At 55.1% G+C, this 23,993-nt stretch carries 22 protein-coding genes and 1 pseudogene; 8 read left to right on the top strand and 15 right to left on the bottom strand.

Annotated features, from left to right (window positions below):
- Positions 1 to 166: 166 nt before the first annotated feature.
- The 7 genes from GBEM_RS09700 to GBEM_RS09670 form a co-directional block, all read right to left on the bottom strand.
- Complete coding sequence (locus tag GBEM_RS09700; RefSeq protein WP_012530369.1) at positions 167 to 919, bottom strand: TerC family protein; 753 nt, start codon at positions 917 to 919, stop codon at positions 167 to 169.
- A gap of 313 nt (positions 920 to 1,232) precedes the next feature.
- Entirely contained in the window at positions 1,233 to 2,087 is an 855-nt protein-coding gene (htpX, locus tag GBEM_RS09695) for a zinc metalloprotease HtpX (RefSeq protein ID WP_012530368.1), read from the bottom strand.
- A 340-nt stretch (positions 2,088 to 2,427) separates the two neighbouring features.
- Positions 2,428 to 3,621: an ABC transporter substrate-binding protein gene (locus tag GBEM_RS09690; protein ID WP_012530367.1), complete on the bottom strand. Its 1,194-nt coding sequence runs from the start codon at positions 3,619 to 3,621 to the stop codon at positions 2,428 to 2,430.
- Between the two features lie 150 nt (positions 3,622 to 3,771).
- Positions 3,772 to 5,076, bottom strand: coding sequence for a hypothetical protein (locus tag GBEM_RS09685; protein ID WP_012530366.1), 1,305 nt, complete (start codon positions 5,074 to 5,076; stop codon positions 3,772 to 3,774).
- Between the two features lie 162 nt (positions 5,077 to 5,238).
- Positions 5,239 to 5,985 (bottom strand): amino acid ABC transporter ATP-binding protein, encoded by a 747-nt coding sequence (locus GBEM_RS09680; RefSeq protein WP_012530365.1) that lies wholly within the window; start codon positions 5,983 to 5,985, stop codon positions 5,239 to 5,241.
- The gene (locus GBEM_RS09675; RefSeq protein WP_041262721.1) at positions 5,972 to 6,757 is read right to left on the bottom strand and encodes an amino acid ABC transporter permease; all 786 of its coding nucleotides are present in this window, start codon (positions 6,755 to 6,757) and stop codon (positions 5,972 to 5,974) included. Before GBEM_RS09675 ends, GBEM_RS09680 begins: the two co-directional genes overlap by 14 nt.
- Positions 6,758 to 6,914: 157 nt before the next feature.
- The gene (locus tag GBEM_RS09670) at positions 6,915 to 7,661 is read right to left on the bottom strand and encodes a basic amino acid ABC transporter substrate-binding protein (RefSeq protein ID WP_012530363.1); all 747 of its coding nucleotides are present in this window, start codon (positions 7,659 to 7,661) and stop codon (positions 6,915 to 6,917) included.
- A gap of 194 nt (positions 7,662 to 7,855) precedes the next feature.
- Between GBEM_RS09670 and GBEM_RS09665 the strand changes: the two genes are divergently transcribed.
- The 4 genes from GBEM_RS09665 (at position 7,856) to GBEM_RS09650 (ending at position 10,861) form a co-directional block, all read left to right on the top strand.
- The gene (locus GBEM_RS09665; RefSeq protein WP_226373948.1) at positions 7,856 to 8,755 is read left to right on the top strand and encodes a DMT family transporter; all 900 of its coding nucleotides are present in this window, start codon (positions 7,856 to 7,858) and stop codon (positions 8,753 to 8,755) included.
- A gap of 177 nt (positions 8,756 to 8,932) precedes the next feature.
- Positions 8,933 to 9,991, top strand: a complete 1,059-nt coding sequence (locus tag GBEM_RS09660) for a threonine aldolase family protein (RefSeq protein WP_012530361.1) — start codon at positions 8,933 to 8,935, stop codon at positions 9,989 to 9,991.
- 367 nt (positions 9,992 to 10,358) lie between these two features.
- Positions 10,359 to 10,610: a type II toxin-antitoxin system Phd/YefM family antitoxin gene (locus GBEM_RS09655; protein WP_012530360.1), complete on the top strand. Its 252-nt coding sequence runs from the start codon at positions 10,359 to 10,361 to the stop codon at positions 10,608 to 10,610.
- Positions 10,607 to 10,861 (top strand): Txe/YoeB family addiction module toxin, encoded by a 255-nt coding sequence (locus GBEM_RS09650; protein WP_012530359.1) that lies wholly within the window; start codon positions 10,607 to 10,609, stop codon positions 10,859 to 10,861. The genes GBEM_RS09655 and GBEM_RS09650 overlap by 4 nt, the downstream gene beginning before the upstream one ends.
- A 143-nt stretch (positions 10,862 to 11,004) precedes the next feature.
- Here the strand turns inward: GBEM_RS09650 and GBEM_RS09645 are convergent, their stop codons facing one another.
- The gene (locus GBEM_RS09645) at positions 11,005 to 11,493 is read right to left on the bottom strand and encodes a VOC family protein (protein ID WP_012530358.1); all 489 of its coding nucleotides are present in this window, start codon (positions 11,491 to 11,493) and stop codon (positions 11,005 to 11,007) included.
- Between the two features lie 99 nt (positions 11,494 to 11,592).
- Between GBEM_RS09645 and GBEM_RS21045 the strand changes: the two are divergent.
- Positions 11,593 to 11,724: pseudogene (locus GBEM_RS21045) on the top strand (helix-turn-helix domain-containing protein); the annotation flags it as partial.
- A 166-nt stretch (positions 11,725 to 11,890) separates the two neighbouring features.
- On the opposite strand, the gene GBEM_RS09640 reads toward GBEM_RS21045, so the two are convergent.
- The 6 genes from GBEM_RS09640 to GBEM_RS20380 form a co-directional block, all read right to left on the bottom strand.
- Positions 11,891 to 12,295: a GNAT family N-acetyltransferase gene (locus GBEM_RS09640; protein ID WP_012530357.1), complete on the bottom strand. Its 405-nt coding sequence runs from the start codon at positions 12,293 to 12,295 to the stop codon at positions 11,891 to 11,893.
- 202 nt (positions 12,296 to 12,497) lie between these two features.
- Entirely contained in the window at positions 12,498 to 14,654 is a 2,157-nt protein-coding gene (locus GBEM_RS09635; RefSeq protein ID WP_083770245.1) for an RCC1 domain-containing protein, read from the bottom strand.
- The gene (locus tag GBEM_RS20705) at positions 14,584 to 18,252 is read right to left on the bottom strand and encodes an RCC1 domain-containing protein (protein ID WP_083770243.1); all 3,669 of its coding nucleotides are present in this window, start codon (positions 18,250 to 18,252) and stop codon (positions 14,584 to 14,586) included. Before GBEM_RS20705 ends, GBEM_RS09635 begins: the two co-directional genes overlap by 71 nt.
- 478 nt (positions 18,253 to 18,730) lie before the next feature.
- Positions 18,731 to 19,342, bottom strand: a complete 612-nt coding sequence (locus tag GBEM_RS09625) for a hypothetical protein (RefSeq protein WP_012530354.1) — start codon at positions 19,340 to 19,342, stop codon at positions 18,731 to 18,733.
- Between the two features lie 58 nt (positions 19,343 to 19,400).
- The gene (locus GBEM_RS09620) at positions 19,401 to 19,916 is read right to left on the bottom strand and encodes a hypothetical protein (protein ID WP_012530353.1); all 516 of its coding nucleotides are present in this window, start codon (positions 19,914 to 19,916) and stop codon (positions 19,401 to 19,403) included.
- Positions 19,917 to 20,053: 137 nt separating this feature from the next.
- Positions 20,054 to 21,523 carry a sensor histidine kinase gene (locus GBEM_RS20380; protein ID WP_012530352.1) on the bottom strand — a complete coding sequence of 490 codons (1,470 nt, stop codon included), beginning with the start codon at positions 21,521 to 21,523 and terminating at the stop codon, positions 20,054 to 20,056.
- A gap of 230 nt (positions 21,524 to 21,753) precedes the next feature.
- Between GBEM_RS20380 and GBEM_RS09610 the strand changes: the two genes are divergently transcribed.
- From GBEM_RS09610 to GBEM_RS21585, 3 genes are all read left to right on the top strand, one after another.
- Positions 21,754 to 22,005 carry an AbrB/MazE/SpoVT family DNA-binding domain-containing protein gene (locus tag GBEM_RS09610; protein WP_012530351.1) on the top strand — a complete coding sequence of 84 codons (252 nt, stop codon included), beginning with the start codon at positions 21,754 to 21,756 and terminating at the stop codon, positions 22,003 to 22,005.
- A complete protein-coding gene (locus tag GBEM_RS09605) occupies positions 22,002 to 22,403 on the top strand; it encodes a type II toxin-antitoxin system VapC family toxin (protein ID WP_012530350.1) in 402 nt (133 codons plus the stop codon). Before GBEM_RS09610 ends, GBEM_RS09605 begins: the two co-directional genes overlap by 4 nt.
- 471 nt (positions 22,404 to 22,874) lie before the next feature.
- Positions 22,875 to 23,159 (top strand): PIN domain-containing protein, encoded by a 285-nt coding sequence (locus GBEM_RS21585; RefSeq protein WP_174263187.1) that lies wholly within the window; start codon positions 22,875 to 22,877, stop codon positions 23,157 to 23,159.
- A 14-nt stretch (positions 23,160 to 23,173) separates the two neighbouring features.
- Here the strand turns inward: GBEM_RS21585 and GBEM_RS09595 are convergent, their stop codons facing one another.
- Positions 23,174 to 23,962, bottom strand: a complete 789-nt coding sequence (locus GBEM_RS09595) for a transposase (RefSeq protein WP_012530347.1) — start codon at positions 23,960 to 23,962, stop codon at positions 23,174 to 23,176.
- Positions 23,963 to 23,993: the final 31 nt, after the last annotated feature.

The raw sequence follows: 23,993 nt of genomic DNA, 5'->3' as shown, positions 1-23,993 counted from the left end.
TCGTTGCTTAGCCGCCGTGCGCCTCGGCAACTGCTACCGCTTGCACTTTTGTCCCCCCTCCCCTTGCGGGAGGGGGGCAGGGGGTGGGGGTAGGTGCCACCTTTGAGCTGCTGGCAAGTCCCCCCCTGCCCTTCCTGCCTTCGCGGGGGCCTGTTGCAAGTTGTAGTTACTTTCCCTTCTCCGCCGAATCGAGGTGCGGCTCGTGGAGTTTGACCGGCGTGCCCCTGCGCATCCTCAGGTTGAGCATCTCGACCAGCACCGAGAAGGCCATGGCGAAGTAGATGTACCCTTTGGGGATGTGCATGTCCAACCCGTCCCCGATCAAGGCGACACCGATCATGAGCAGGAAGCTCAGCGCGAGCATCTTTATGGTGGGGTGTTTTTCCACGAAGGCGCTGATCTTGCCGGAGAAGAGCATCATGAAGCCGACGGCGATCACCACCGCGGCGATCATTATGAAGAGCTGGCTCGCCATGCCGATGGCGGTGATGATGGAGTCGAGCGAAAAAACGATATCCAGCAGCAGGATTTGCACCAGAACCGCCCCGAAGGTCGCTCCCACCTTGGCGGAGGCGACCACCTCCTCTCCCTCCAGTTTCTCGTGAATCTCCATAGTGCTCTTCCAGATGAGGAACAAGCCGCCCGAGATGAGGATGAGGTCGCGGCCGGAGATCTCGTTGTTAAGGACCGAGAAGAGCGGGTCGGTGAGCCCCATGAGCCAGGAAAGCGAAAAAAGAAGCGCCACCCTGATGAACATCGCCAAACCGAGGCCGGTAAGCCTCGCCTTTTCCTGCTGGTGGGCCGGGAGTTTGCTGGCCTGAATCGAGATGAAGATGATGTTGTCTATACCCAGCACTATCTCAAGTGCGCTCAGGGTAACCAGTGCCAGCCAGACCTGCGGGTCGGTAAGCCATTCCATTTAAATCTCTCCTTAATGCTTGAACTTAGGAAGTGCAAGCCGCTGCAGGTGCGCCTCACCCTCGCTCCCAGAGGCCGCCAACTCTCCCCCTCCCCTTGCGGGAGGGGGGTCGGGGGGTGGGGGAACGTGCCCCTTTTTATTGGCGTCACTTCTCTGTGGCAGCTTCACCCACCCCCTAGCCCCCTCCCATCAAGGGAGGGGGCTAGGGGGTGGGATTGACCTGATACCTTGCCGCACCTCAACTTTGATTGGCCCCTCCCCCCAGCGGGGGGAGGTCGGGAGGGGGGAAGGGTTTAACGCCTGAACGAAACTACTATCTCGCCATCTGCTCCAGCCGCGCGATCCGCTCCTCCATGGGGGGATGGGTCGAAAAAAGCGATGCGATGCCGCCGCCTGTAAGCGGGTTGACGATGAACATGTGGGCGGTGGCGGGCCGCGCCTCCTGCATCGGAAGCGCCTGCGACGCCAGGTGTAGTTTCCTGAGTGCAGAGGCCAGCGCCAGGGGGCGGCCGCAGATCTGGGCGCCAGAGGCATCTGCCAGGTACTCGCGCGAGCGGGAAACGGCCATCTGAATCAGCATGGCGGCGATGGGCGCGATGATGGCCATGGCGAGAGACCCGACCAGGCCGCCGATACCGCCACCCTCTTCGTCGTCGCCCCGCCCTGCCCCGAACATGGCGCCCCACTGGAGCATGTTGCCGATCATGGATATGGCGCCGGCGAAGGTGGCCGCGATGGTGCCGACCAGGATGTCGCGGTTTTGCACGTGGGCCAACTCGTGCGCCATCACCCCTTCTAGCTCTTCGGGAGAGAGGATGCGCAGGATCCCTTCAGTTGCCGCGACCGCGGCATGCTCGGGGTTTCGCCCGGTGGCGAAGGCGTTGGGGCTGTCCGAGGGGATGATGTAGACCTTAGGCATAGGAAGCCCGGCGCGGGCGGCCAGGTGGCGCACCATGTTGTAGAACATGGGGTTGTCGTGCTCCTCGATCTCCTGGGCGCCGTACATTTTTAGGACGATCTTGTCGGAGAACCAGTAGGAGAAGAAGTTCATGCCGAGCGCCAGGACGAAGGCGGTCACCATGCCGGTTCTGCCGCCCAGCGCGCTTCCCATGGTGACCATGAGAACGGTGAGTAGAGCCAGTAGGAAGGTTGTCTTGAGTCTTTGCATAGTATTTACCTCGACGATTGTAGTAAGTCCGCTGTTGGGACCGTTTTGTCACCGGGCAAATAAAAAAACCTTTACCCGCGACACGTTAATGCCTGGATAAAGGTCTTGTTGACAGGATATCTGCCCCGGCTCCGGGTCCTAAGACCGTATTGACGGAAACCGGGTCGGCCATTTCTCCGGCCGATAACTACTCCCCTTTAACTTGATGAAATATAATTTTTCTCATTGTTCTTGTCAAGGGGTAAACGGTCAGTCACTGAGAAATCTGTCTGACCTGTCTGAGTAAAAAAAAAACGGCCCCTGTCGAAACAGGGGCCGCTGGTACTGCGGGGTTCAGGCCTTAGTCCATTTTGACGGGGACTTTTGCCTTCAGCACGAACTTGCCGTCCTTCACAAAGAGAAGGGAAAGCGGGCTCTTGATCGGCTCGCGGTTGGCCTGCATGCTGATGGTGCCGGAAACGCCTTCGAAGCCTTTGGTCTTGGCAAGGGCATCCTTGAATACCTTGGCGTCTACGCTGTTGGCGCGCTTCATGGAGTCTGCCAGGAGCATCACTGCGTCGTAGCCCTGGGCGTCGAAGAGGCCCGGGAGTTCGCCGTTATGCTTCGCCTTGAACGCCTCGATGAATTTCGCGGTCGCAGGGGAAGCCTGCTCGGTGGAGAAGCCCAGAGCGGACATGGAGCCCTCGACTGCGGGGCCGCCAAGCTCGATGAATTTAGGCGAGAAGAGTCCGTCGCCGCCGAACATCGGGGACTTGAGACCCTGCTTGCGCGCCTCTTTCATGATCAGAGCGCCCTCGGTGTAGTAACCGGAGAAGAGGATGACGTCCGGTTTCTTAGCCTTGATGTTGGTGATCTGAGCGGAGAAGTCCTTGTCGCCGTCCTTCACCTTCTCGTCGGCTACGATCTTGATCGAGGGAACCTTGGCAGCGGCATCGCGGAAGGTCTGGGAAAGGCCGACCGAGTAGTCGTTGTTGTCGGAAGTGATGATGGCGACCTTCTTGAAGCCGAGGTCCTTCGCGAAGTACTGGATGCAGGCCGGAATAGCGATGGAGTCGAGCAGGGTGTCGCGGAAGATGTAATCGCCCACTTCGACCACGCCCGGGCCGGTGGCGCCGGCGGACAGCAGCACCACGCCTGCCTTCTGCGCGATGGGAGCGGCAACCTTGGTGATGCCGGTGGTCGGGTCGCCGACGATGGCGGTCACGTTGTCGCGGGAGATGAATTTCTGGGTGACCGAAGCGCCTTCCTGCTTGTCGCCGCGGTTGTCGGCCTCGACGATCTCGATCTGCTTGCCGAGAATGCCGCCGGCTGCGTTGATTTCAGCAGCAGCCATCTTCATACCTTCGAGGGTCGGCTTGCCGAACATCGCCACGTCGCCGGTGAGAGCGCCGAGGAAACCGATCTTCACGGTGTTGCCTGCCGGTTTGGCGGCTCCTGCAGCCGGGGCTGCGGCCTCTTCCTTCTTCTTGCAGCCGAATGCGCCGGCTGCCAGCATCGCTACCAAGAGCAATGCGCTGATCTTCTTAAAGCTCATGCAGACTACCTCCTTTGGATGTCGTTCTCATTGTAAAGACAAAATTCACACGTCAACTGATTCTAATTGTCACTACTTGATTGTCAAGACAGACACAGACGTAATTTATCTTCCCCGGTACAGAGAGTACCGGGGAAGATCGTATGCGTCTTAGAAGTTGTACTTGGCAATGAGCTTCACATCGTAGGGGTTGTCTTCGTTGGTGAAGTAGTCGCCGAGGAAGAGGTAGCCCGCGCGTGCGCCGAGAGTAACGTTGGCGGTCAGCTTGTAGTAAGCCTCAGCGTTGATCTCGGTGCCGAGGTAGTCGCTGCTCCCTGCGTGGGCGGTGTTCTTGGCAACGGCGGCGAAGCCGGCATTGGCGCTGGCGGAAACCTTGTCGTTGAAGGTGTAGTCGTAGCCGACGGTGCCTTCGATAACGCCCTGACCGCTGTTGTTGACGTCGTACATGATGGCGTTATCGATGGTGGTCGCGTACTTGTCACGGTTCAACATGATCATCTCGGCGTCGTAGAACTGGCCGCCCTCGGTCGCGCCCGGTTCGCTGTGGGTGATGTAGAACTGATCGTTGCCGCCGCTGACATAGAGGAACTCGGAGCGCAGGGTGCCGCCGGCCAGGGGCATCTTGGCGCCGACGTTGAAGGTGTAGCCCTTGGCATCGGTGGTCTTGGAGAGGTCGCCGAACTGCTTCAGGAAGAAGCCGTTCAGGGCAACAGGGCCGACGTTGCCGGCGGCATTGATACCGAGGTTGTGCACCTTGGCGCTCTGGATGGTGGAGACGAAGTCGTTGCTGTCGTCTTGGATGTAGTAGTAGGCAGCGCCGACGGTCAGGTCCTTAGAGACGGTGTACTTGCCGTCCAGGGTGAACATGTCGTTGGTGTTTCTACCCAGGCGGGTGAAGTCCTGCTGGCGACCGTCTTTAATGATGTTGCTGTCTTTGGTGGAGTCCATCAGGCGGAAGAAACCCGCGGAGATGCTGGCATTGGAGTAATCGTGAGAGAGAAGGATGCCGGCCATGTCGGCGTCGAACACCAGACCTTTGAAGGAATCGTTGTACGGCATCATACCGATCTTGGTGTTGAGCTGCGGATAGGTCAGGTCGAGATAGAGGTGCTTGGTCTCCATGTTCACCGTGTCGGCACCGATAGCGCCGCCGCCGCCGCGAGCGTTGGTGTAGGAGCTGTTGCCCCAGTAGTCGTAGTCGAATTCGAACTTGGTGACCAGTTTGACGTGGTCGTCAGCCTTGGCGGTGTAGCCCAAACGAACGCGCTGTACGAAGTAGTTCTCGCTGGGCGCGTTCTTCTGGGTGACGCCGCTGCCGCTGAAGTTCGACATGTCGTAGAAAGCGGTGAAGGCGCCGTTGAACTGGTTCTCCAGTGCTAGGGCGGGTACTGCGGACGCTGCGGACAGAGCTGCTGCAATTGCTGCCACCAAAAGCTTTTTGTTCTGTTTCTTCATTTAACATCCTCCTCTTTTAAGTTAATTGCATGTCCTGCTGGTACAACTGGCCTGCTAGTTAACCCGGGGGAAAACGACCACCACCTTTCCATTCAACTGAAATATAAACAAAGCATGTACCGCCGGCGCCCAGGTTTCCCTCTCAGAGCGCCGCGGCAGCGGCTACAGTATCTGGCTTAAAAACAGCTTTGCGCGTTCGTGGGAAGGTGCGGTGAAGAAATGCTCCGGCGTCCCCTCCTCCACGATCCTCCCGGCGTCCATGAAGATCACCCGGTCCGCCACCTCGCGGGCAAAACCCATCTCGTGCGTTACCACCGCCATGGTCATCCCATCCCTGGCGAGATCCTTCATTACGTCCAAAACCTCGCCGATCATCTCGGGGTCGAGCGCCGAGGTCGGCTCGTCGAAAAGGAGCATCTTCGGATCCATGGCAAGCGAGCGGGCGATAGCTACGCGTTGCTGCTGACCGCCGGAGAGATTCCCCGGGTAGGCCTTGGCTTTTGCCACCAGCCCGACCTTCTCCAGGAGCATCATCGCCTTTTCTTCCGCCTCGAACTTGGAGCGCTTCCTGACCACAATCTGCGCCAGGGTGAGGTTCTCCAGCACAGTCTTGTGCGGGAAAAGGTTGAAGGACTGGAACACCATCCCCACCTCCTCGCGCACCTTGGTGATGTCGGTCTTGGGGTCCATGATATCCATGCCGTCCACTATCATCTTGCCCCGGTCGATCTCCTCGAGCCTGTTGATGGATCGAAGCAGCGTCGATTTGCCGGACCCGGAGGGGCCGATGATGACCACCTTCTCGCCGTCGAAAACGTCCAGTGAAACCCGGTCCAAAGCCCGGAAAGAACCGTAGATCTTCACGATCTCGGTCGCCTCGACCATCTTTCTGCGCTTACTTGTTGACACTGACACGCTCCTCCATGACGCCGATGATCTTCGAGAAGAACAAGGTGATGATCAGGTAAATCAGCGCTATGACCGTGTAGGTCTCGAAATAGGTGAAAGACTCGGAGGCGAATTCGCGGCCGCGGCGCAAAAGATCCGCGACGGCGATGATGGAAACAAGCGAGGAATCCTTCAAAAGGGCTATGAACTCGTTGCCCACCGGGGGCAGGATCACCTTCACCGCCTGCGGCAGGATGACGTGGATCATGGTCTGGCGCCCGTTCATGCCGAGCGAAAGCGCTGCTTCCCTCTGCCCCTTGTGGATCGACTCGATCCCCGCCCGTACCACCTCGCCCATGTAAGCGCCGTAGCAGACAGCCATGGCGATTATGGCGGAAAGGATCGGGGGGACCTGCACGAAGCGCCCAAGGGCGTAGTAGATGTAGAAGATCTGCACCAGGAGGGGGATGCCGCGGATGATCTCGACGTAAAGCGAGGCTGCGCCGTTTAGGAACCGGTTCTTGGAGATCCTCCCCAAGCCGGTGAAGAGGCCGAAGACGATGGCTAAAAGTATCGCCCCGAGGGTCACCTGGAAAGTAACCAGTATGCCGTCGGGAACGAACTTGAGAATGTTGAGATAAGGGTCAGGTTTTGTCTTTACCAGATAGATCAGGGTGCCGATGGCCCCAAAGAAGGCTATGCGCCACGCGGTAAAGAGTCCGCGGTCGCTTTTGCGGGGGATGGCTGCACCGTCCCCGACGTCGATGATCTGCTTTTTTGCATCAATACTCATCAGTTTTTCATACCGTCCTGGCCGGGCTAACATCCCGGCTCAACTTTGATTTTTTAACTTTTCCCGTATACGCGCTTGGGCCAAAAAACAGCTCCTGCAGGGGGCTTCGGCGGGGTCAGCGCCATTGCGTGCCGCTCCTGCAGGAGCCAATCGTGCACTACTTAAGGTGCCACTTCTTCTTGATCTGCTGGTCGATCTTTTTCTTCTGCACTGCCGCGATTCCCTTGTTCAGCTGGTCGACCAGCTCCTTGTTACCCTTCTTGACCACGATGCCGTAAGCCTCTTTGGTGAAGGGCTGGCCCACGATCTTGAACTTGTTGCTGTACTCCTTCTTGTCCAGCGCGTAGGTGACGGCGGTCGGCTGGTCGCAGACGACACCGGAGATGCGCCCGGCTGCCATGTCCTCGAAAGCGAGACCTACTTCGTCATAGGTCTTCAGCTCCACGCCGGCGACCTTCTTGATCTCCATGGCACCGGTAGTGCCGATCTGGGCGCCGATTTTCTTGCCCTTCAGATCGCCGATCTTCGTCCCCTTCTCGGCTTTGGGCACCACCAGGATCTGGCCGATGCTGATGTAAGGAACAGTGAAGTCGAACTTCGCCTTGCGCTCGTCGGTGATGGTGACCGAGGAGATGATGGCGTCGTACTGGCCGGCGGCGATGCCGGCGAAGATGCCGTCCCAGGCAGTGTTCTTGAAGGAGGCCTGGAAACCCGCCTCCTTGGCGACTGCGTTCATGAAGTCGATATCGAAACCGACGATCTTCTTGTTGGCATCCACAAACTCCATCGGGGGCCAGGTCGCGTCGGTAGCGACGGTTACCGTTTTCGGTGCGGCCAGGGCTGCAGAGGCAAAACAAAGACCTGCGAATGCCACAACGACTGCCATGATACGAATAGCTTTCATACTTCCTCCTTGGTTCCCTTTAATATTAAACAGAACACACCTTTAACATTTTCGGGCATACTTTTAAAGATAAAATCGTCTCTTGTCAACCACTTAATAAATAAGCAGTTGCACCGTCTGAAAGCTCATGTTAAGTTGTCATACCACAATTAAGTGAAATCAAGGTTTTATGAGGTCAAACAACGTTGAGATCTGTGAAAAAAATTCAGGCGGGTATACTGCTTCTGATAACGACGTTCTTCTGGGGAGTAACTTTTACCATAGTAAAAGATGCAATCAGTCAGGTTGATGTCTTTGTTTTTCTTTCACAAAGATTTTTAATTGCTTCTGCAGTCATGCTTCCTCTTGCCTTGGCACGCGCTAATAGATTAAACGCCCGCCTTCTCTTGAGCGGTTGCGTGCTGGGCATTCTGCTTTTTGCCTCCTACGCCTTTCAGACCATGGCGCTGCAGTACACCAGCGCATCTAACACCGGCTTCCTTACCGGTCTGAACGTGGTGCTGGTCCCCCTGTTCGGCGCGCTCCTCTTCCGGTTGCCTGCAGGCCCTGGCATCCGCTGGGGCGTAGCTCTTGCGACGCCCGGGCTTTTTCTCCTCTGCGGCAACGGCACTCTCAGTTTTAACTACGGCGACATCCTTGCCGCCATCTGCGGTGCCTGCGTCGCGCTGCATCTTCTTTACACCAGCCACTTTTCCCGACAGGCCTCAAGCGACGTCTACCTTCTGACCACATTGCAGCTCACCGTGGTCGGGCTCTTGAGCCTCGCGACAGCTACGGCGCGCGGCAAGGAGGTTTTCGTCTGGCATCCGGAACTTTTATGGACCCTGGTGGTCTGCGTGCTGATCGCCACCGTCTTCGCTTTCCTGGTGCAGACCACGATGCAGAAGTTCATCAGCCCGGCCCACACCGCCCTCATCTTCTGCACCGAACCGGTATTCGCTGCCGGCTACGCCTATTACGCCGCAGGCGAGCGGCTGGGCTTTTTCGGGATGACGGGGGCGGCGCTGATTTTCGCAGGGATGATCGTCTCCGAGCTGCTGCCGGACGAGGGGAAAGAAGAAGCTGAATCGGCCGCCGTTGTCGCTGAAGGATAGGGACTTAATCATTGACATAATTTTGCTCATATAATACAAAAATTCGATACAACCAATTCCATGGTGGCCGTGAATGTTAGTAAAGTGGCAAAGGTAGCCTGAGTCGAAGCACAAACTGTGATAGGTCCAAGACAAAACAGCACACAAAGAAGTGAAAGGCGAGGAAGAGAGGAAGAGATGAAGAAAAAGGAAAGCGGACACAGCGAGCTGAAGCACCATTTTGCCAGCGACAACTATGCAGGGATATGCAACGAAGCCTGGGCGGCGATGGCGGAGGCCAATCGCGGCATGGCCAGCTCCTATGGCGACGATTATTGGACCGCCGAAGCCTGCGAAAAGATCCGCGAACTGTTCGAGACCGACTGCGAAGTCTTCTTCGTCTTCAACGGCACCGCAGCCAACTCGCTCGCCCTCGCCTCCTTGTGCCAGTCCTACCACTCCATCGTCTGCCACGAGATGGCGCACATAGAGACCGACGAGTGCGGCGCCTCCGAGTTCTTCTCCAACGGCACCAAGGTGCTGCTGGTTCCCGGAGAAAACGGCAAGATCGACCTCGATGCGGTGGAGCACACCATCCACAAGCGCACCGACATCCACTACCCCAAGCCGAAAGCGCTCAGCATCACCCAGGCCACCGAGCTGGGGACGCTTTACAGCGTGCAGGAACTGCAGGCGATTGGGGAACTGGCCAAGAAGCACTCGTTGCGGGTGCATATGGACGGCGCACGCTTTGCGAACGCAGTAGCGTCTTTGAACGTCGCCCCGAAAGAGATCAGCTGGCAGGCCGGGGTCGACGTCCTCACCTTTGGGGGGACCAAGAACGGTTTTGCCATAGGCGAGGCGGTAGTCTTCTTCAACAAGGAGCTCGCCTTCGAGTTCGACTACCGCTGCAAGCAGGCGGGACAGCTCGCCTCCAAGATGCGCTTTCTCACCGCCCCCTGGATCGGCATGCTGGAAAGCGGCGCGTGGCTAAAGAACGCGGCGCACGCCAATAACTGCGCGAGGCTCTTGGAAAGCGAGATCAGGAAGATACCGCAAGTGCGGGTCATGTTCCCGAGCCAGGCGAACTCCGTCTTCCTGGAAATGGCGCCCGAGGCGCTGGAGGCGCTGCGCGGTCGCGGCTGGCACTTCTACACCTTCATAGGGTCCGGCGGCGCCAGGTTCATGTGCTCCTGGGACACCGATACCGCCGAAGTAGCCAACCTGGTAGCCGACATCAAAGCCTCGGTGGCATAAATCCAAAGGCACACACCACAGAGGGGCACAGAGGAAAAGCAGAAGCAGGAAAGTCCACACCTTTCCCAGTCGAACCACAGGTTCATAGCAACACGAAGAAGAACCTTAAGAAACACCGGATAAAGCTTTAAAAACAAAGGGGACAGGCAGATGCATCATGCATTGCCTGTCCCCTTTTTTGGTTTTTCCTCTGTGGTTCCTCTGTGCCCCTCTGTAGTGAGTGCCTAAGCTTTGGTTATTGCCTGCAAATACCTCAGTGACCTCCGTGGACCTCCGCGACCTCTGTGTTCCGCCTTTCGGTTATTCAATTGTCAATCCTCAATTAGTATTGTACGATTACTTGTACAACTATCGCAGGAGTTAGATCATGAATTCGATAACCTACAGTTCCGTGCGCAGCAAACTGGCAGAAACGATGGAGAAGGTATGTGACGACCATGCCCCCGTCATCATCACCCGCAAAGCGGCAAAGCCGGTGGTCATGATGTCACTTGACGACTACGAAGCGCTGGAGGAAACGGCGTACCTGCTGCGAAGCCCTAAAAACGTGCGGCGGCTGGTTGAATCTATAGCCGAGCTAGAGACCGGAAAGGCAACCGAACGGGAGCTGATCGATTGAAGCTCATATTCTCGGAAAGCGCTTGGGAAGATTACCTGTTCTGGCAGAGCACAGACAAGAAGGTCGCCAAGCGCATCAACACCCTGATCAGGGAGATCCAGAGAAAGCCCCACGAAGGGATAGGGAAACCGGAACCACTGAGGCATGCTCTATCCGGGTACTGGTCCCGCAGAATCAACGACGAGCATCGCATCGTGTACAAGGTCGAAGATGACTCAGTAATGATCGCGCAGCTTCGTTACCACTACTAGCAGGCAGATCGCTTCATACGGTGCCTGTCCCACCTCTTGGTTTTTCCTCTGTGTCTCCTCTGCGGTGAGCGTCTTTCCCCTGTGGTTCCAGTTGTCAATTGTCAATTGTCAATTGTCAATTGTCAATTGTCAATCGTCAATTGTCAATTGCTGTTAAGCGCCGCCTCGATTGCAGCGACGTCTATCTTCGTCATCTGCATCATCGCATCGAACGCGCGCTTGGCGGCAGCGGTATCGGGATCCGTTATCGCCTTGGTCAGGACAATCGGCGTAATCTGCCAGGACACCCCCCACTTATCCTGGCACCAGCCGCACACATTCTCTGCCCCGCCGTTGCCTACGATGGCGTTCCAGTAACGATCCGTTTCTTCCTGGTCAACGGTCGCGACCTGAAACGAGAATGCCCAGTTGTGTTTGACCTCCGGTCCGCCATTGAGCCCAAGGCAGGGAATTCCCATCACGGTAAACTCCACCGTCAACACATCCCCCTTCTTGCCGGACGGGTAGTCACCCGGTGCGAGATGCACCGCGTCGACCGATGAATCGGGAAAGGTCTTGGCGTAAAAGCGCGCCGCCTCCTCCGCATCGCCGTCGTACCAAAGGCAAACCGTATTCTTTGCTGGCTTGGTCATGTCATTTCTCCTTTCTGCGCTCCCCCAATTCCCGCCTTGGCATGCATCATATAGGTTGTATAGAATCCGGTCAATTCCCTCAGGCCACAGGTTGAAGTAGCGCGCCAGCTCAAGATTTCCTATCAGGTTTATCAACGTCTCGAAAACCCGCGTAAAGCCAATCCGACGGTCAAAACCCTGGAAAAGATCGCCCAGGTTTTTGGAAAGCGGGTTGAGTTGGGGTTTGTCTAAGGCATCACCGCTTACCTTTTCGCAGTGTGACGGGCGGACGGGGGTCGCCTCGCCCCGTCCTGGCAGCCTCATCGCACCGACAGTGTCTACGATGTCGGCTGAAAATCGCGCTTTGCGATGACCCTTCTCTGCTATTTGAAAAAATAAGACACGCGTTATTCAAGTTTTATGTTGTCAAGAAGGTAACAAACATCGGTGTTTTTCCTGTGCCGATTTCGAAGCCTAATCCTTGGTAGAATCCTACTTCTTTATCATAGGCAATAAGTACTTTACGAGCGTAGTCGTTATACTTATCCAGAGCGAGAGAGGCAAGTTGCTTTCCTACGCCTTTGGCCTGGTACTCTGGATGCACGAGTAAATAGTGAAAGTAGGCTGTCATCACACCGTCGGAAAGTGCGTTTATGAGTCCGACCAACGTATCGCCATGCCATGCCGAAATAACACAGTCAGAATTTTTCATGGCGACTTGCAATTTGTCAGGGTATTGCCCAGAAGACCATTGGACGGAAAGAAAAAGGTCTTGCAGTTGTCTCTGTTCAAAATCCTGCGTGTATCTGTACTCAATATCCATAGCCCCTCCTCGAGTTTGCATTGTCAGTCTCAACTAATCCATTTTCCGACGGATCGAATACATCCCCCTCTCCCTCTGGGCCGTTTTGCGGCAGCAGTAAAAACTTGTTCCTGGTCAACCAGCCTACCCTACGCTACAGGTTTCAGGGGTGACCGGCATTTAACTTCTTTTCGGGAAGTGAACCGAGCTAACGCTGAGGTTGCTAAGGAACCGCAATATCATCAATCCACGCCACATCTGACCCGGAAGAAACTGAAGAGTCTTTGGTATATGACCATCTGAAGGTATGGTTGCCGGCGGTTACAGGAAACGATGCCTGGTTCCAGGCGACTGTACCAGACCATTTATTCTGCTCGACTCCATCGATGTAGAAGTGGAGAAAGTCAAAATTCGCCTCGGAACTGACCGAATACCAGAAGGTAATGTTGCCGGCGGCACAAGCAACAGGGACTTCAAGCGTGGCGCTTTGATTGTCAACGATGGACACCGGCGCTTCTGCAGCATAAAGTCCGCCGCGCTTCGTTGTGGTTTTCGCGGACCATGTACCATTGCCGCTCGTAACCCAGGGCAGTCTGGTAATGGTTCCGGACTCGAAGTCCTCGGTCAGGTTGGTCAGCGGGGCATTGACGGTAAAAGTCACCTCTGCAAACCCTATATTCCCCGCAGCATCCCGCGATTCAACCCGGACGGTGTGCGCTCCGTTCGCCAGGGTACTCAACCGACTGCCGGACACCTTGGCGACGCTAACGCCGTCGACTTTAACGGTCACCGTTCCGTCGCTCACCGTATAGGTCAACAGCGGCGGGTTGTCGGTGGTGGTACCCGTGGTCGGCGAAGAAATAGTTACTGTCGCAGCCACGGTATCGATCGCAAAAGTCCTTTCCGCATATCCCGTTCCGCCGGCATCCGTTGCCTCGACACGAACGATGTGCGTGCCGTTGGCGAGGGCGTCCAGGCTGTTGCCCGAGACCTTGTTGACAATCACACCATCAACCTTCACGACAACGGTACCGTTGCTGGCAGTGTATGTCAGGAGCGGTGTCGTGTTGTTGGTGGATCCCGATGCCGGCGAGGTGATCGATACCGCTGGTGGGAGATCTACCGTAAAAGTTACTTCGTCAAATCCGGTATTCCAAACTGCATCTCTTGATTCAACCCGAACCGTATGTGTCCCGTCAGTAAGTGCAGCAAGCCTTTGGCCGGAAACGGTAGTAACAGGGGCATTGTCCACAAGTACAGTCACATTGCCGTCTGAAACCGCATAGATAAGAAGTGGCATGTTATCATTGGTAACTACGGCAATTGGCGAGGCAACGGAAACTGTCGGTGCCGTGGTATCAACTATGATCGTGCTGCTAAAGGCACCTGACCAGTTGCCGACGTTGTCCTTCAACTTCGCGAATACCGTCTTGGTCCCATCACCAGGCTCAAGCGTCCAGGTTCTCGTCGTAGCGTAGGGCTCGGGGTTCGTCCATGTGCTGCCATCATTGCTGAACTGCGTTGCTGCAATACCGTTGGCATCGGCGGCCAGTACCCTGAGGGAAACCGAGCTGTTCTTGGTATAGATGCCCCCGTTGTTTATGCTAAGAATCCTGTTTATATGTGTTGGCACGTATTTAGTGGCCGTTGTCGCCCCATCTCTTTCAGAGGCGGTACCATCTCCCAATCCTCCATACCAGTTATTCCCCCATGCCCAAAGGGTACCGTCTGATTTGGAAGCGACCGTATAGGAATCGCCAGTTTCCATGGTTGTCCATGTGGCGTTCGTACCTATTCGTACAGGATAAACTTTATCGACACTGGTTGCATCGCCCAATTCCCCTGATGAATTCCGCCCCCAAGCCCACAAAGCTCCATTCAAATCAAGAGCCACGGTATGACCATAGGCAGCGGAAACGGAAGACCAATTGCTTACACTTCCTATTTTTACCGGAAAGCTTAGTTGACCATAACTGCTTGTAGTGCCATTCCCTAATTGGCCATATTGATTGCTACCCCAACCCCAGAGAGTATTGTCGGTTTGGAGCGCCATGCTGTGATAGGTTCCAGCCGATATAAGTTTCCAATTTCCAGCAGTACCTATTCTGGTCGGTGAGGTGTACTGTGCCAACGAACCGTATCCCAATCCCACTTGACCTGAACTGTTGCTACCCCAGCCCCACAAGGTACCGTTTGCCTTGAGTGCCAGGGTATGGGCACCTCCTGCTGAAATAGCAGTCCAGCTCCTGTCTGTTCCGATTTGCAGCGGGAAAAGCTGGTTCAGTGTTGAACCATTTCCCACCTGACCGTTATAATTGCCCCCCCCATGCCCACAATGTACCGTCAGATTTGAGCGCTGCGGCGTGGTAGCCTCCTGCATGGATCGAAATCCAGTCGGTACTATTTCCTATCTGGACGGGTGAATAACGAAACGTGGTAGTGCCATCTCCCAATTGTCCTAAATCATTCCTGCCCCAGCCCCACAATGTACCATCGGATTTCAGAGCCAATGTGAAATCCACTCCTGCTGAAATGGAAATCCATTTATTGTCATCCCCTATTTGAACAGGGACATATCTATTTACCGTCGTGCCATCTCCCAACTGTCCGAAAGCGTTGTAACCCCATGACCATAAAGTGCCATCTGACTTCAAAGCTATTGTGTGCCTCGTTCCTGCTGAAACTTTTGAAAATACCGTTTGTTGAGGTGGAGTAGTATCTACAACAAATGTCACCACGGCGAAGCCCACATTTCCTGCAGTGTCACGTGACTCCACCCGTACGGTATGAATCCCGTCGGCAAGCGTATCGAGATAGTCGCCAGAGACCTTGTTGGCGACAACGCCATCCATGCTTATTGCGACGTTCCCGTCGCTTGCGGTGTAGGCGAGGAGAGGAGTGTGGCTGCTGGTCGGTCCGGCAGTCGGCGAGGCGATGGCAACAATCGGTACAACTGTGTCCCGGGTGATGGCGATTGCAGTGGTGGCGCTGTTGGAAGCAGCATCGCTGGCAGTAAGCGTGACGGTGTGGTCCCCCTCCGCCAGGCTGTTTACGAGACAGTTCCAGGTAGTGGCAGTCGGGTAGGTAACCGCGCCGACAGTGGCAGGCGCGGTTACCGATATGCTGACTGCCGCGTTGGTCTCACGGGTGCCGGTAACGATCTGGCTGTTGGTTTTGGTGGGAGCAACCGGATCGATGAAGACGACCGGGGGGATGGTATCAACCGTGAAAATCACCTCGGCAAAATTACTCTTGTCGCCTGCCGTGGACTCTACTCTTACCGTGTGTGCTCCATCGGCCAGCGGCCCAAGAGTGTCGCCGGGAGCTTTTGCAACCACGATACCGTCAACGGTGACGACTACGGACCCATTGTTTACGGAGTACTGTAACACTGGCGTGCGATTGTTGGTCGGGCCTGCTGCGGGGGAAGTAATAGCTACGGCAGGCACACCACTTTTGAGCTCAAACGTTGCGGTAACGGAATGTGGTGCATTAATGGCGACGCTGCAGTCACCTGCGCCAGCGCAGTCACCTCCCCAGCCAACGAAAAACGAGTTGGAGTTCGGCATTGCGGTAAGAATGGCCGTTGTGCCAACCAGATATTTCTGCCCGCAGCTGCCGGCGGCACAGGCAAGATCGGGTGCAGGTGAAGAATGTACTACCCCGCCGCCCGTGCCGGAAAGGCTGACGGTCATCGGAAACCCGATTTCTACGAAGGTCGCTGACAAGGTGTGGTCGCCCGAGACGGCGGGGATCAGATAACTCCCGGCGGTAACGGCGCCAAGCACGTCGGTGCTGTTGTCAGTCAACCCGGAAAGGGCATACCCGGCGTCGGGAGACATGCCGCAGGTCGCGTCCTGCCCGGGCGCCGGGCTACCCGGGGTGCAGTTGATCGAGCCGCCGGCTCCGCCGGAAACGGACGAGGTTATGCGATAGGAGTCGGCAACGCTGAAGCTCCAATTATAGGGAGCAATCCTTTCGCCTGAAACGTTTTCAATCGCACCGCTCAGGGCGGCATTTACCGTTGCTCCCAGCGGAAACGGCTGTTCAGGTAATAATGTCACCGTAAGTGTTGCCGGATCCCAGCTGACAGAAGCGTTGAGAGGTGTCCCGTATGGAGATTTAGGCAGGGTTGCCTGACCAAACCTGTTATCTCCCCATCCGACTACCGTGCCGCCTGATTTCAGGGCCAGGGTGTATCCGTTCCCCGCTGCCACAGCCACGACATCAGTCAACCCGGCAGGGACCGCTGTCTGGCCGTAGGTACTGTCACCCCAAGCGATGACGGTCCCGTCTGTCTTGAGCGCAACCGAATGCAGGTCCCCGGCCGCCACTTGCCGCACTCCTGAGAGCCCTGCGGGTACGGTTGCTTGTCCACTGCTGTTAGAGCCCCATGCTGCCACCGTGCCATCAGACCTTACGGCCACGTTGTGATCCATCCCTGCAGCTATTGAGGTCACATTGTTGAGTCCGGCGGGTATCGATACCTGGCCATAGCCATTATTCCCCCAGGCAACCAATGAGCCATCTGCCTTCAATGCCAATGAATGATAGAAGCCGGCTGCGATCGCGCTCACTCCGTTTAGGCCTGCAGGCACCATGGTCTCGCCGTAGTAATCTGTACCCCACGACACAACAGTGGCGTCTGGCTTGAGCGCTAAGGCATGAAACCCACCGACGGCTATTGCAGTTACTCCGGAAACCGCAGGAGGTGTTTTGCTGTTGTGGCCCCATGTGACCACCGTCCCATCGGATTTTAGCGCTACGGTAACCCCTTCACCGATTCCAACGGCAGAAACATTATTAAGCCCTGTTGGCACGTTTGCTTGGCCATAAAGATTACTCCCCCATGCCGTTATGGTCCCGTCCGGATTTATTGCTGTAGAATGATACCCGCCGACGGAGACTGCTGAAAAGCATCCGGGTTTTTGGGGGATATTATCTTGAGAATGGCTGTTATAACCCCAAGCCACTATTGTGCCGTCAGACTTCAATACAATAGTATCCGTCCCTCCAGCGGACACGGCAATTACGTCGGACAGGCCGGCAGGAACCCTTGCCTGACCATAGTTGTTGTTTCCCCAGGCCACCACGCTGCCATCTGACTTTAAGGCAACGACATGCCCCCCTACCGCAATTGCCGCAACTCCCGTGAGGCCGGCCGGCACGTTATTGTTGTTGGTGTAGTTCATGCCCCAAACTACAACCGTACCGTCAGTTTTTACCGCGGCGGAATTGTTCGCTCCCGCGGCTATGGCCGTCACACCGGCAAGACCGGTCGGCACAGTAACTTGCCCATCATAGTTGTATCCCCAAGCCACCACCGTGCCGTCGGACTTCAAAGCAAGGGTATGAAGGTCGCCGGCAGCTATTGCAACGACACCGGATAGTCCTGCGGGCACTGAAGACTGCCCGTAACTGTTGTCACCCCACTCGATAACCGTGCCGTCAGATTTCAAGGCAGCACTGTGTCTCTCTCCCGCGGCAATAGCCACTACGTTGGAAAGTCCTGACGGGACCGAACTCTGGCCATAGGCATTACTTCCCCAAGCCGCTACCGTGCCGTCGGATTTCAAAGCAAGGGAGTGGCTCCCACCAATAGAAACGGACGCCACCGCGGACAGGCCGACGGGCGCAATTGTCTCGCCGTAGGTACTACCGCCCCATCCCCAAATGGCACCATCCGAGGTGATTGACAGAATATGGTCTCCAAAAGTGGAAATATTGGTAACTTTTGAGGCGCGGGTCAAAGATGCGTTGCACTTGTTAACCGTCTGCGGATTCAAGGATTCGGTAAACGTTGCATGTACCTTAGATGAGCTTGGTATACCAGATGAGCCTGCCGCAGGATCAACAATTGTTACCACAGGGCCTGCAAAGGCTTCGTGATGACTGCCAGCCAATAAGAGGAAGATTGCGGCGAAAAAGACATTTAATAATAGAACACAGTGAAGCAGCCTGGGTTTAGATGTTTCCATAGATAATCTCCGACGAACCGATAAAAATTTACCCTATTAACGTCAATCTTTCCGCCCATGTGGCAGGTGCGACATTTTCCTGTCTGAAACAAACACGAGCTTCCCTGTATAGGTCGCATGTGCTCATCCGGGCGGCATACTGGCCGGCGCAGCCGGACAACTTGCCCCCTTCCGTTCCACTTGATTATCTGCTCCCTCATTCGAATCTTAGTTTGCATCAATACAAACATTACCATTATGTAACTTTTCATTTGAAAAAACTTAATGTGGTCGCAATATATAGATATCTTTCATTGGTGTCAAACTCGAAGTTGATTGTTATCCTTGACCATTTTGGCAGATGTCCTTCAGAACCAGCAGACACATCGAAAAAAAAAGGCAGAACACCACGCCTCATGTGGTGCCTGCCCTGTTTTGTTTGTTCCCTCTGGACGTGACTCAGCTGCCGGTTTGGTCCAGGGGGCGTCTGCCCTCTCCGTCACTTCGTGTTGATAAGAAGCTTGATTCTGGAGACCTCGTCAAGGCCGATCTTGTGGTCGCCATTGAGATCAACCCAGGCGTAGGCATACAAAGTACCTGCGTACCTTGATACACTGATTTCTTTGGATGTTTTCAAGAAATATAAATTTCGGACTTCATAGGAATTTTCTGACTTCGTAGTCTTTTTTAGTCCGCTGTAAGAGTCAATGGAATTGTTGGACGACAAAGGGTCGGTATGATCCGCTACAAACAAGGTGTCGGAGTCGCTTTCTGACGCGCCGCTCAACACCGAAGAAAGGACATTCAGCTTGGTGTCTTTGCTTTGCCTGAATTCTCCAGCATCCTTCTCTGCAAGATATATCCGCAAGCTTTTGTATCTCGTTCTGATGGTGAAGTCGCCGTTAGTCAACCGGTAGGTGAGGTAGCCGTTTTCCCAAGGGGCATTTACCAGCCGCCCCTTTTGATAGATAGAGAAACCGGCTTTATTGCCGTCTGTAATGTACAGCGCGTCGGCGTTGGCGCCCTGCGGGGGCGAAGGGGCGACGGACTGTGTTGCACAGGCGGCAAGTAAAACAGATACCAGTAAAGCGGCGTAGATTTTCACGTGCATATGTAGTTCCTTCCATCCTCCGACCGGGTGCAGTTCCGCGCCGCGTATTGGCAGACCTTTACCACCCTCTGTCGAGGGAAGGACAGGCGCATTTGTCGCCGGCGGCCCATTGTTTCAGCGGGTCGGCGATCTTGCCGCGCCTCGCATGGTATATGTCGAGTTCGGTTTTGGTTTTGCCTGCCGCGCGAATTTCCGCCACCAGCGTATATAGCCCGTCCTGTGGCGCTCCGGACATAGGCCGGTCATTGTACTCTTCCTGCAGCGAAAGGGTCGTCTGATTGTTACCGACTTTCTCAATTTTTGTACGGAAGGTCGTCGAGCCTCCTGCCTCCTTTAGAGCGTAGTTCGGTGGATTTACGACGCGTATGTTGAGGCAGTTCTGGGAAAATGCCTTAATATCGGCTGCGACCGCTTTAGCCGGGCGGTTGATCGTGACATGCTCCGCCTTGCCGAACACGTGGGCATCTTTATACATGTCCACAAATTCGCCCCGGTTTTGCGGAACACCGATGGCGCAACCGGTGACGATGGTGAGGATAAACGTCAAAGTAACGCTGCAGAAAAAATTTGGCATTAAGAAGCCTCCTGTTTTTGATGCGAACTGTGTCGGAGATAACCTGACGTTTCTTGCTGAGGTGCAGCCCCCGGAGCGGCTCGGCTTATTCCCGGCTGCTATCAGCTATTGCCAGCCCGCGGAGTCTGTTTTCACGGTCAGCCACACGCTCCCGTCGGGACCATGATGGTTGCCAGAACGCCTCCTGCCACCTTGTCCTCGATGGAAAACCTGCCGCCCAGATGCTCAATTCTTTGTTGCACGTTGAAGAGACCGAATCCGCCCTTCATGGTGTTGGTGCCTTGTGAGGACCTGGCCTGTAAACCGATGCCATCGTCTTCGACGCAAAGCGTGAGGAAATCGTCGTCAAAATTCAAGGTAACTCGGCAGGCATTGGTTCCAGCATGTTTGGCGACATTCAACATCAGTTCGCGCGCAGCCTGAAAAACAGTCTGATTAACATCATGTCTGAGCGGTTTGTGGCTGTAGTCGGCCTTAAGTTCCACTTTCAGCCCAGACGTTGCGTGCAACTCCTCACTCAGCCAGTGCAAGGCGGGGCCCAGGCCTCCGGTGACAAGTATCGACGGCCTCATCTGGAAGGTGAGCGACCGGATGTCCTGGATCGCTTGGTCTATAATCGTCTCAAGCCCCGCAGCCACATCGAAAGGCTCGCCGCACTGTAGCAGTTCCATCAGCGCGTCGAGCTTCATTTTGCACAGGATGAGATTCTGACCGACCTGATCGTGCAACTCCCCTGCGATGCGGCACCGCTCCCGCTCCTCGGCCATAGACAGTTCGATCACCATTGATTGAAGTTTTTGCTGATACTCGGAAATTTTGCGTTCAGCCAGTTTTTGCTCGGTGAGGTCAATGACGGTCCCAAGGAGCGAGACGGGGTTGCCGAATGAATCAAATTCGACGTCAAAGCCGCTCGCCAGAACGATCCGCTCCTCTCCCCCCGGGGGGCAGAGGCGGCACTCGAACGGCCCAACCGACACGCCGGTCAGCGCCATGGCAACAAAATTGTTGTGCATGTCCCGATCATCCGGATGAATCAATTCGTTGGCCCTGGTATTTGTCGGAATGAAGGTCTGCGGATCCACGCCGAAAATCCGGTACAACTCCTTGGACCAAGTCACCTTATCGTTCACAATATCCCACTTCCAGCTGCCAAGATGGGTTGCCATCTGGGTCTGCGACAGGTCTCTCTCGCGGCTTGCCAGATATTCCTCCGTCTGCCTGCGCAGGCTTATCTCCCGCACGAGTTGTTCGTTTGCAGATTGGTAGGCATCGACCTTTTGCCGCACGATCTCTGAAAGTAGACACAAGCAGGCACCAGACAAGACAAACAGCGCAAGACCGACGCCATCAGAGGAATTTGCGACGTTATTACTGCCCGTCGGGGAGAGATGCCAGTAAGCGGAATATGCCGCCGCCGCAGCTGCGACAAGGATTGCCGGTGTCCGGCCAATCGCAAGGAGCACTATCAACACGATGGGGAAGAAGGCGATATAGAGAGGAAGATCTGCTCCCGTCAGGTATTGAACCAACTGGCGCAGCGAAAAGGCGGCTCCGGTTGCCAGGAGAGCCAGAGCGTAGTTTGCATGTCTCAGTCTGCTAAAAATCATAGTATTCCTGGCACACCATCTCCTCCTCTACAAGGAACAATTGATGGGACCTTCTTCCCGAGTTACCATTTATCAATGCCTGGCCCCGTCGCCCCCCGTCGCCCCTAACGCTAGCCTGACTGGTTCACCCAGTCTAGACGGGAGTTGGCGTCAGTTTCCTTCAGCCAAATCGATTGCATAAGCCGTCGACATGCGCTACAGTCTTACTGATTTCTTACAAGGAGCATTCTATGGAAACGGTAAAGCTGTCGAGCAAAGGGCAATTCATACTACCTAAAGCCATTCGGGATCGGCATCATTGGGATGCAGGTACCGAGTTCGTCATCATTGATCGAGGGGCAGAACTGGTTATCAAACCAACCAAAGTCTTTCCGCCGACTCAGCTGGAGGCCCCCGACACCCCTTCAGTGTATCGTGGCAAGCGGCTTTCTTTGGAGGATATGGAACAGGCTATCCTCTCCGAAGCTGGTAAGCATCTATGATCGCCCTCGATACCAATATCCTGGTGCGGTACCTGATCAAGGACGATCCCGACCAAGCTGTACTGGCGACCAATTTTTTAGCAAACAACCGATGCTTTCTTCACAAGTCGGTCCTTCTCGAACTTGTCTGGGTGTTGGCGTCGCCAGCCGGTTATAAGCTCTCCCGGGAAACGGTACACGAAAGACTGCTCCACGTTCTCGGTCTTTCCTGTATTGAAAGTGAAGACCCCACCATTGTATCCCAAGCGCTTACGTGGTATGCGGAAGGCATGGACTTCGGTGACGCCCTCCATCTAGCCAGTAGCAGTGAACTTGCTGGCCTTGCGACTTTTGATAAGAAATTTGCATCAACTGCTGAAAAGCTAGATGCGAAGCCCCCGATTACTCTAATCAGTTAATCCCATCATAACGTCGCGGCGTGACCTGCGGAGCGCTCGGCTCCCTCCAGCTTTTTCCAACTTTTATCAACTGCAGAGACCTGGTCCACGCACATTGTTGGGGCCTTCTTCTTCCCGAGTTATTAATTGATCAATGCCTGGCCTATCGCCCACTCTCAAGCGAATCTTGTAATGCTTTGTGTTTGGCGCTTCGCTAGGCGCCATGTACTCTTGCCAGGTTTTCCCCCTTATGCTACTGTTTCCAGGCCGAAGGAGGTCACATCATGCCCGCCAACCCCAAACAACTCGATCTTACAGCCCTTTCTCCTTCCGCACGCCGGGAGATGAGGGACTTTTACCAGTTTTTGCTGTCCCGCCAGACAAAACAGCCCCGACGGAATTCACTACCGGGGAAGAGCAATGGTTTTACCAAGCTCTGTGGCAAGTTGTCCTGGAAAGGGGACGCAGTAGCAGTTCAGCGGAGCATGCGTGATGAGTGGTAACCGCCGGTTTCTGCTAGATACGAATGCTGTTGTCTCCCTTCTAGCCGGAAATCGTGACCTTGCCGATAAACTTGAAACTGCCGAGTACGTTGGCATCTCCGTCATCACCTATCTCGAATTTCTCGCCTTCGACAGCTTGTCTGAAAGTGACCGTGACTGTTTTGTGAGGTTTGTGGAGCTTGTAGAGGTAGTACCGCTTGCGCACGACGACAGCGGACTTATTTCCAAGGCTCTTGTTCCTTCGCCTGCTTCGCCTGGGGTCGGACCAAGCTAATGTGCGGAAATTGTTCAGCTAATATCCCAAAAATAAGTGTTTTGGAGGCTTAAAGCGCCCTTTTTGACGCCATAATCAGCATTGTAAGCAGCGGATTCCTCGCGCAGAGTAAGCAGGGTCCCACCTTGCTCCCGAATCTTTTTCCCAATGGCTTGAATTCCAAGGCGTGCCTTGACCTCTTCTATAAATTTTCGATTGCCCACCGCCACGCTTTCTGTCCAACTGCTTTCTCGCTCCACGCTACCGCCAGTAAGGGCAACCTCTACCCACTGCTTGTACTGTTCCTTAAATTTTTGCGGGTCAGAAATTCCACACAGTCGCTGCAGTTCCTGGTGATCAATCACACCATAGCGGATGGGAGGCTTCTGGATCTCGTTGTACCCATTCATATCCCACTCCGAAGGGTGGCTCACAACACCGGCTCGGATCATGTTCAGGTCTATGTAAACCAGGCAGCGGAGTAGGTGCTCGTCGTGATCGATTGCCGTCGCATGGTAGCGATCCTCCCAGAAAGCACCGTTACGCTCCTTTCGCTGGTTATATTCTTGAGCGGTCCTGCCAGCGATCAACTGCAGACTCTTCGGTATGGTATCCATGTGATTATCAACGACCAGAAGATGAATATGATTTGACGTGGCCGTATAATTCAGCACTTGAAGACCAAAGCGCTTTCTGGCCTCGAAAAGCCAGTAGCGCCAACGTTGTCGATCCTTGGCGAACTTCAGCAGGAATTCCTTTTTATGGCACCGATGGGTAATGTGCCATACCTGCCCTGGTATGTGGTGCCTGTTAGCTCTTGCCATGCCTTATTGGCCCCATTTTGCCGGTAAAAAG

Source organism: Citrifermentans bemidjiense Bem (assembly GCF_000020725.1).
Taxonomy (GTDB): Bacteria; Desulfobacterota; Desulfuromonadia; order Geobacterales; family Geobacteraceae; genus Geomonas; species Geomonas bemidjiensis.
Note: the sequence above shows the minus strand (reverse complement) of the source record. Positions and strands in the feature narration are given on the sequence as shown.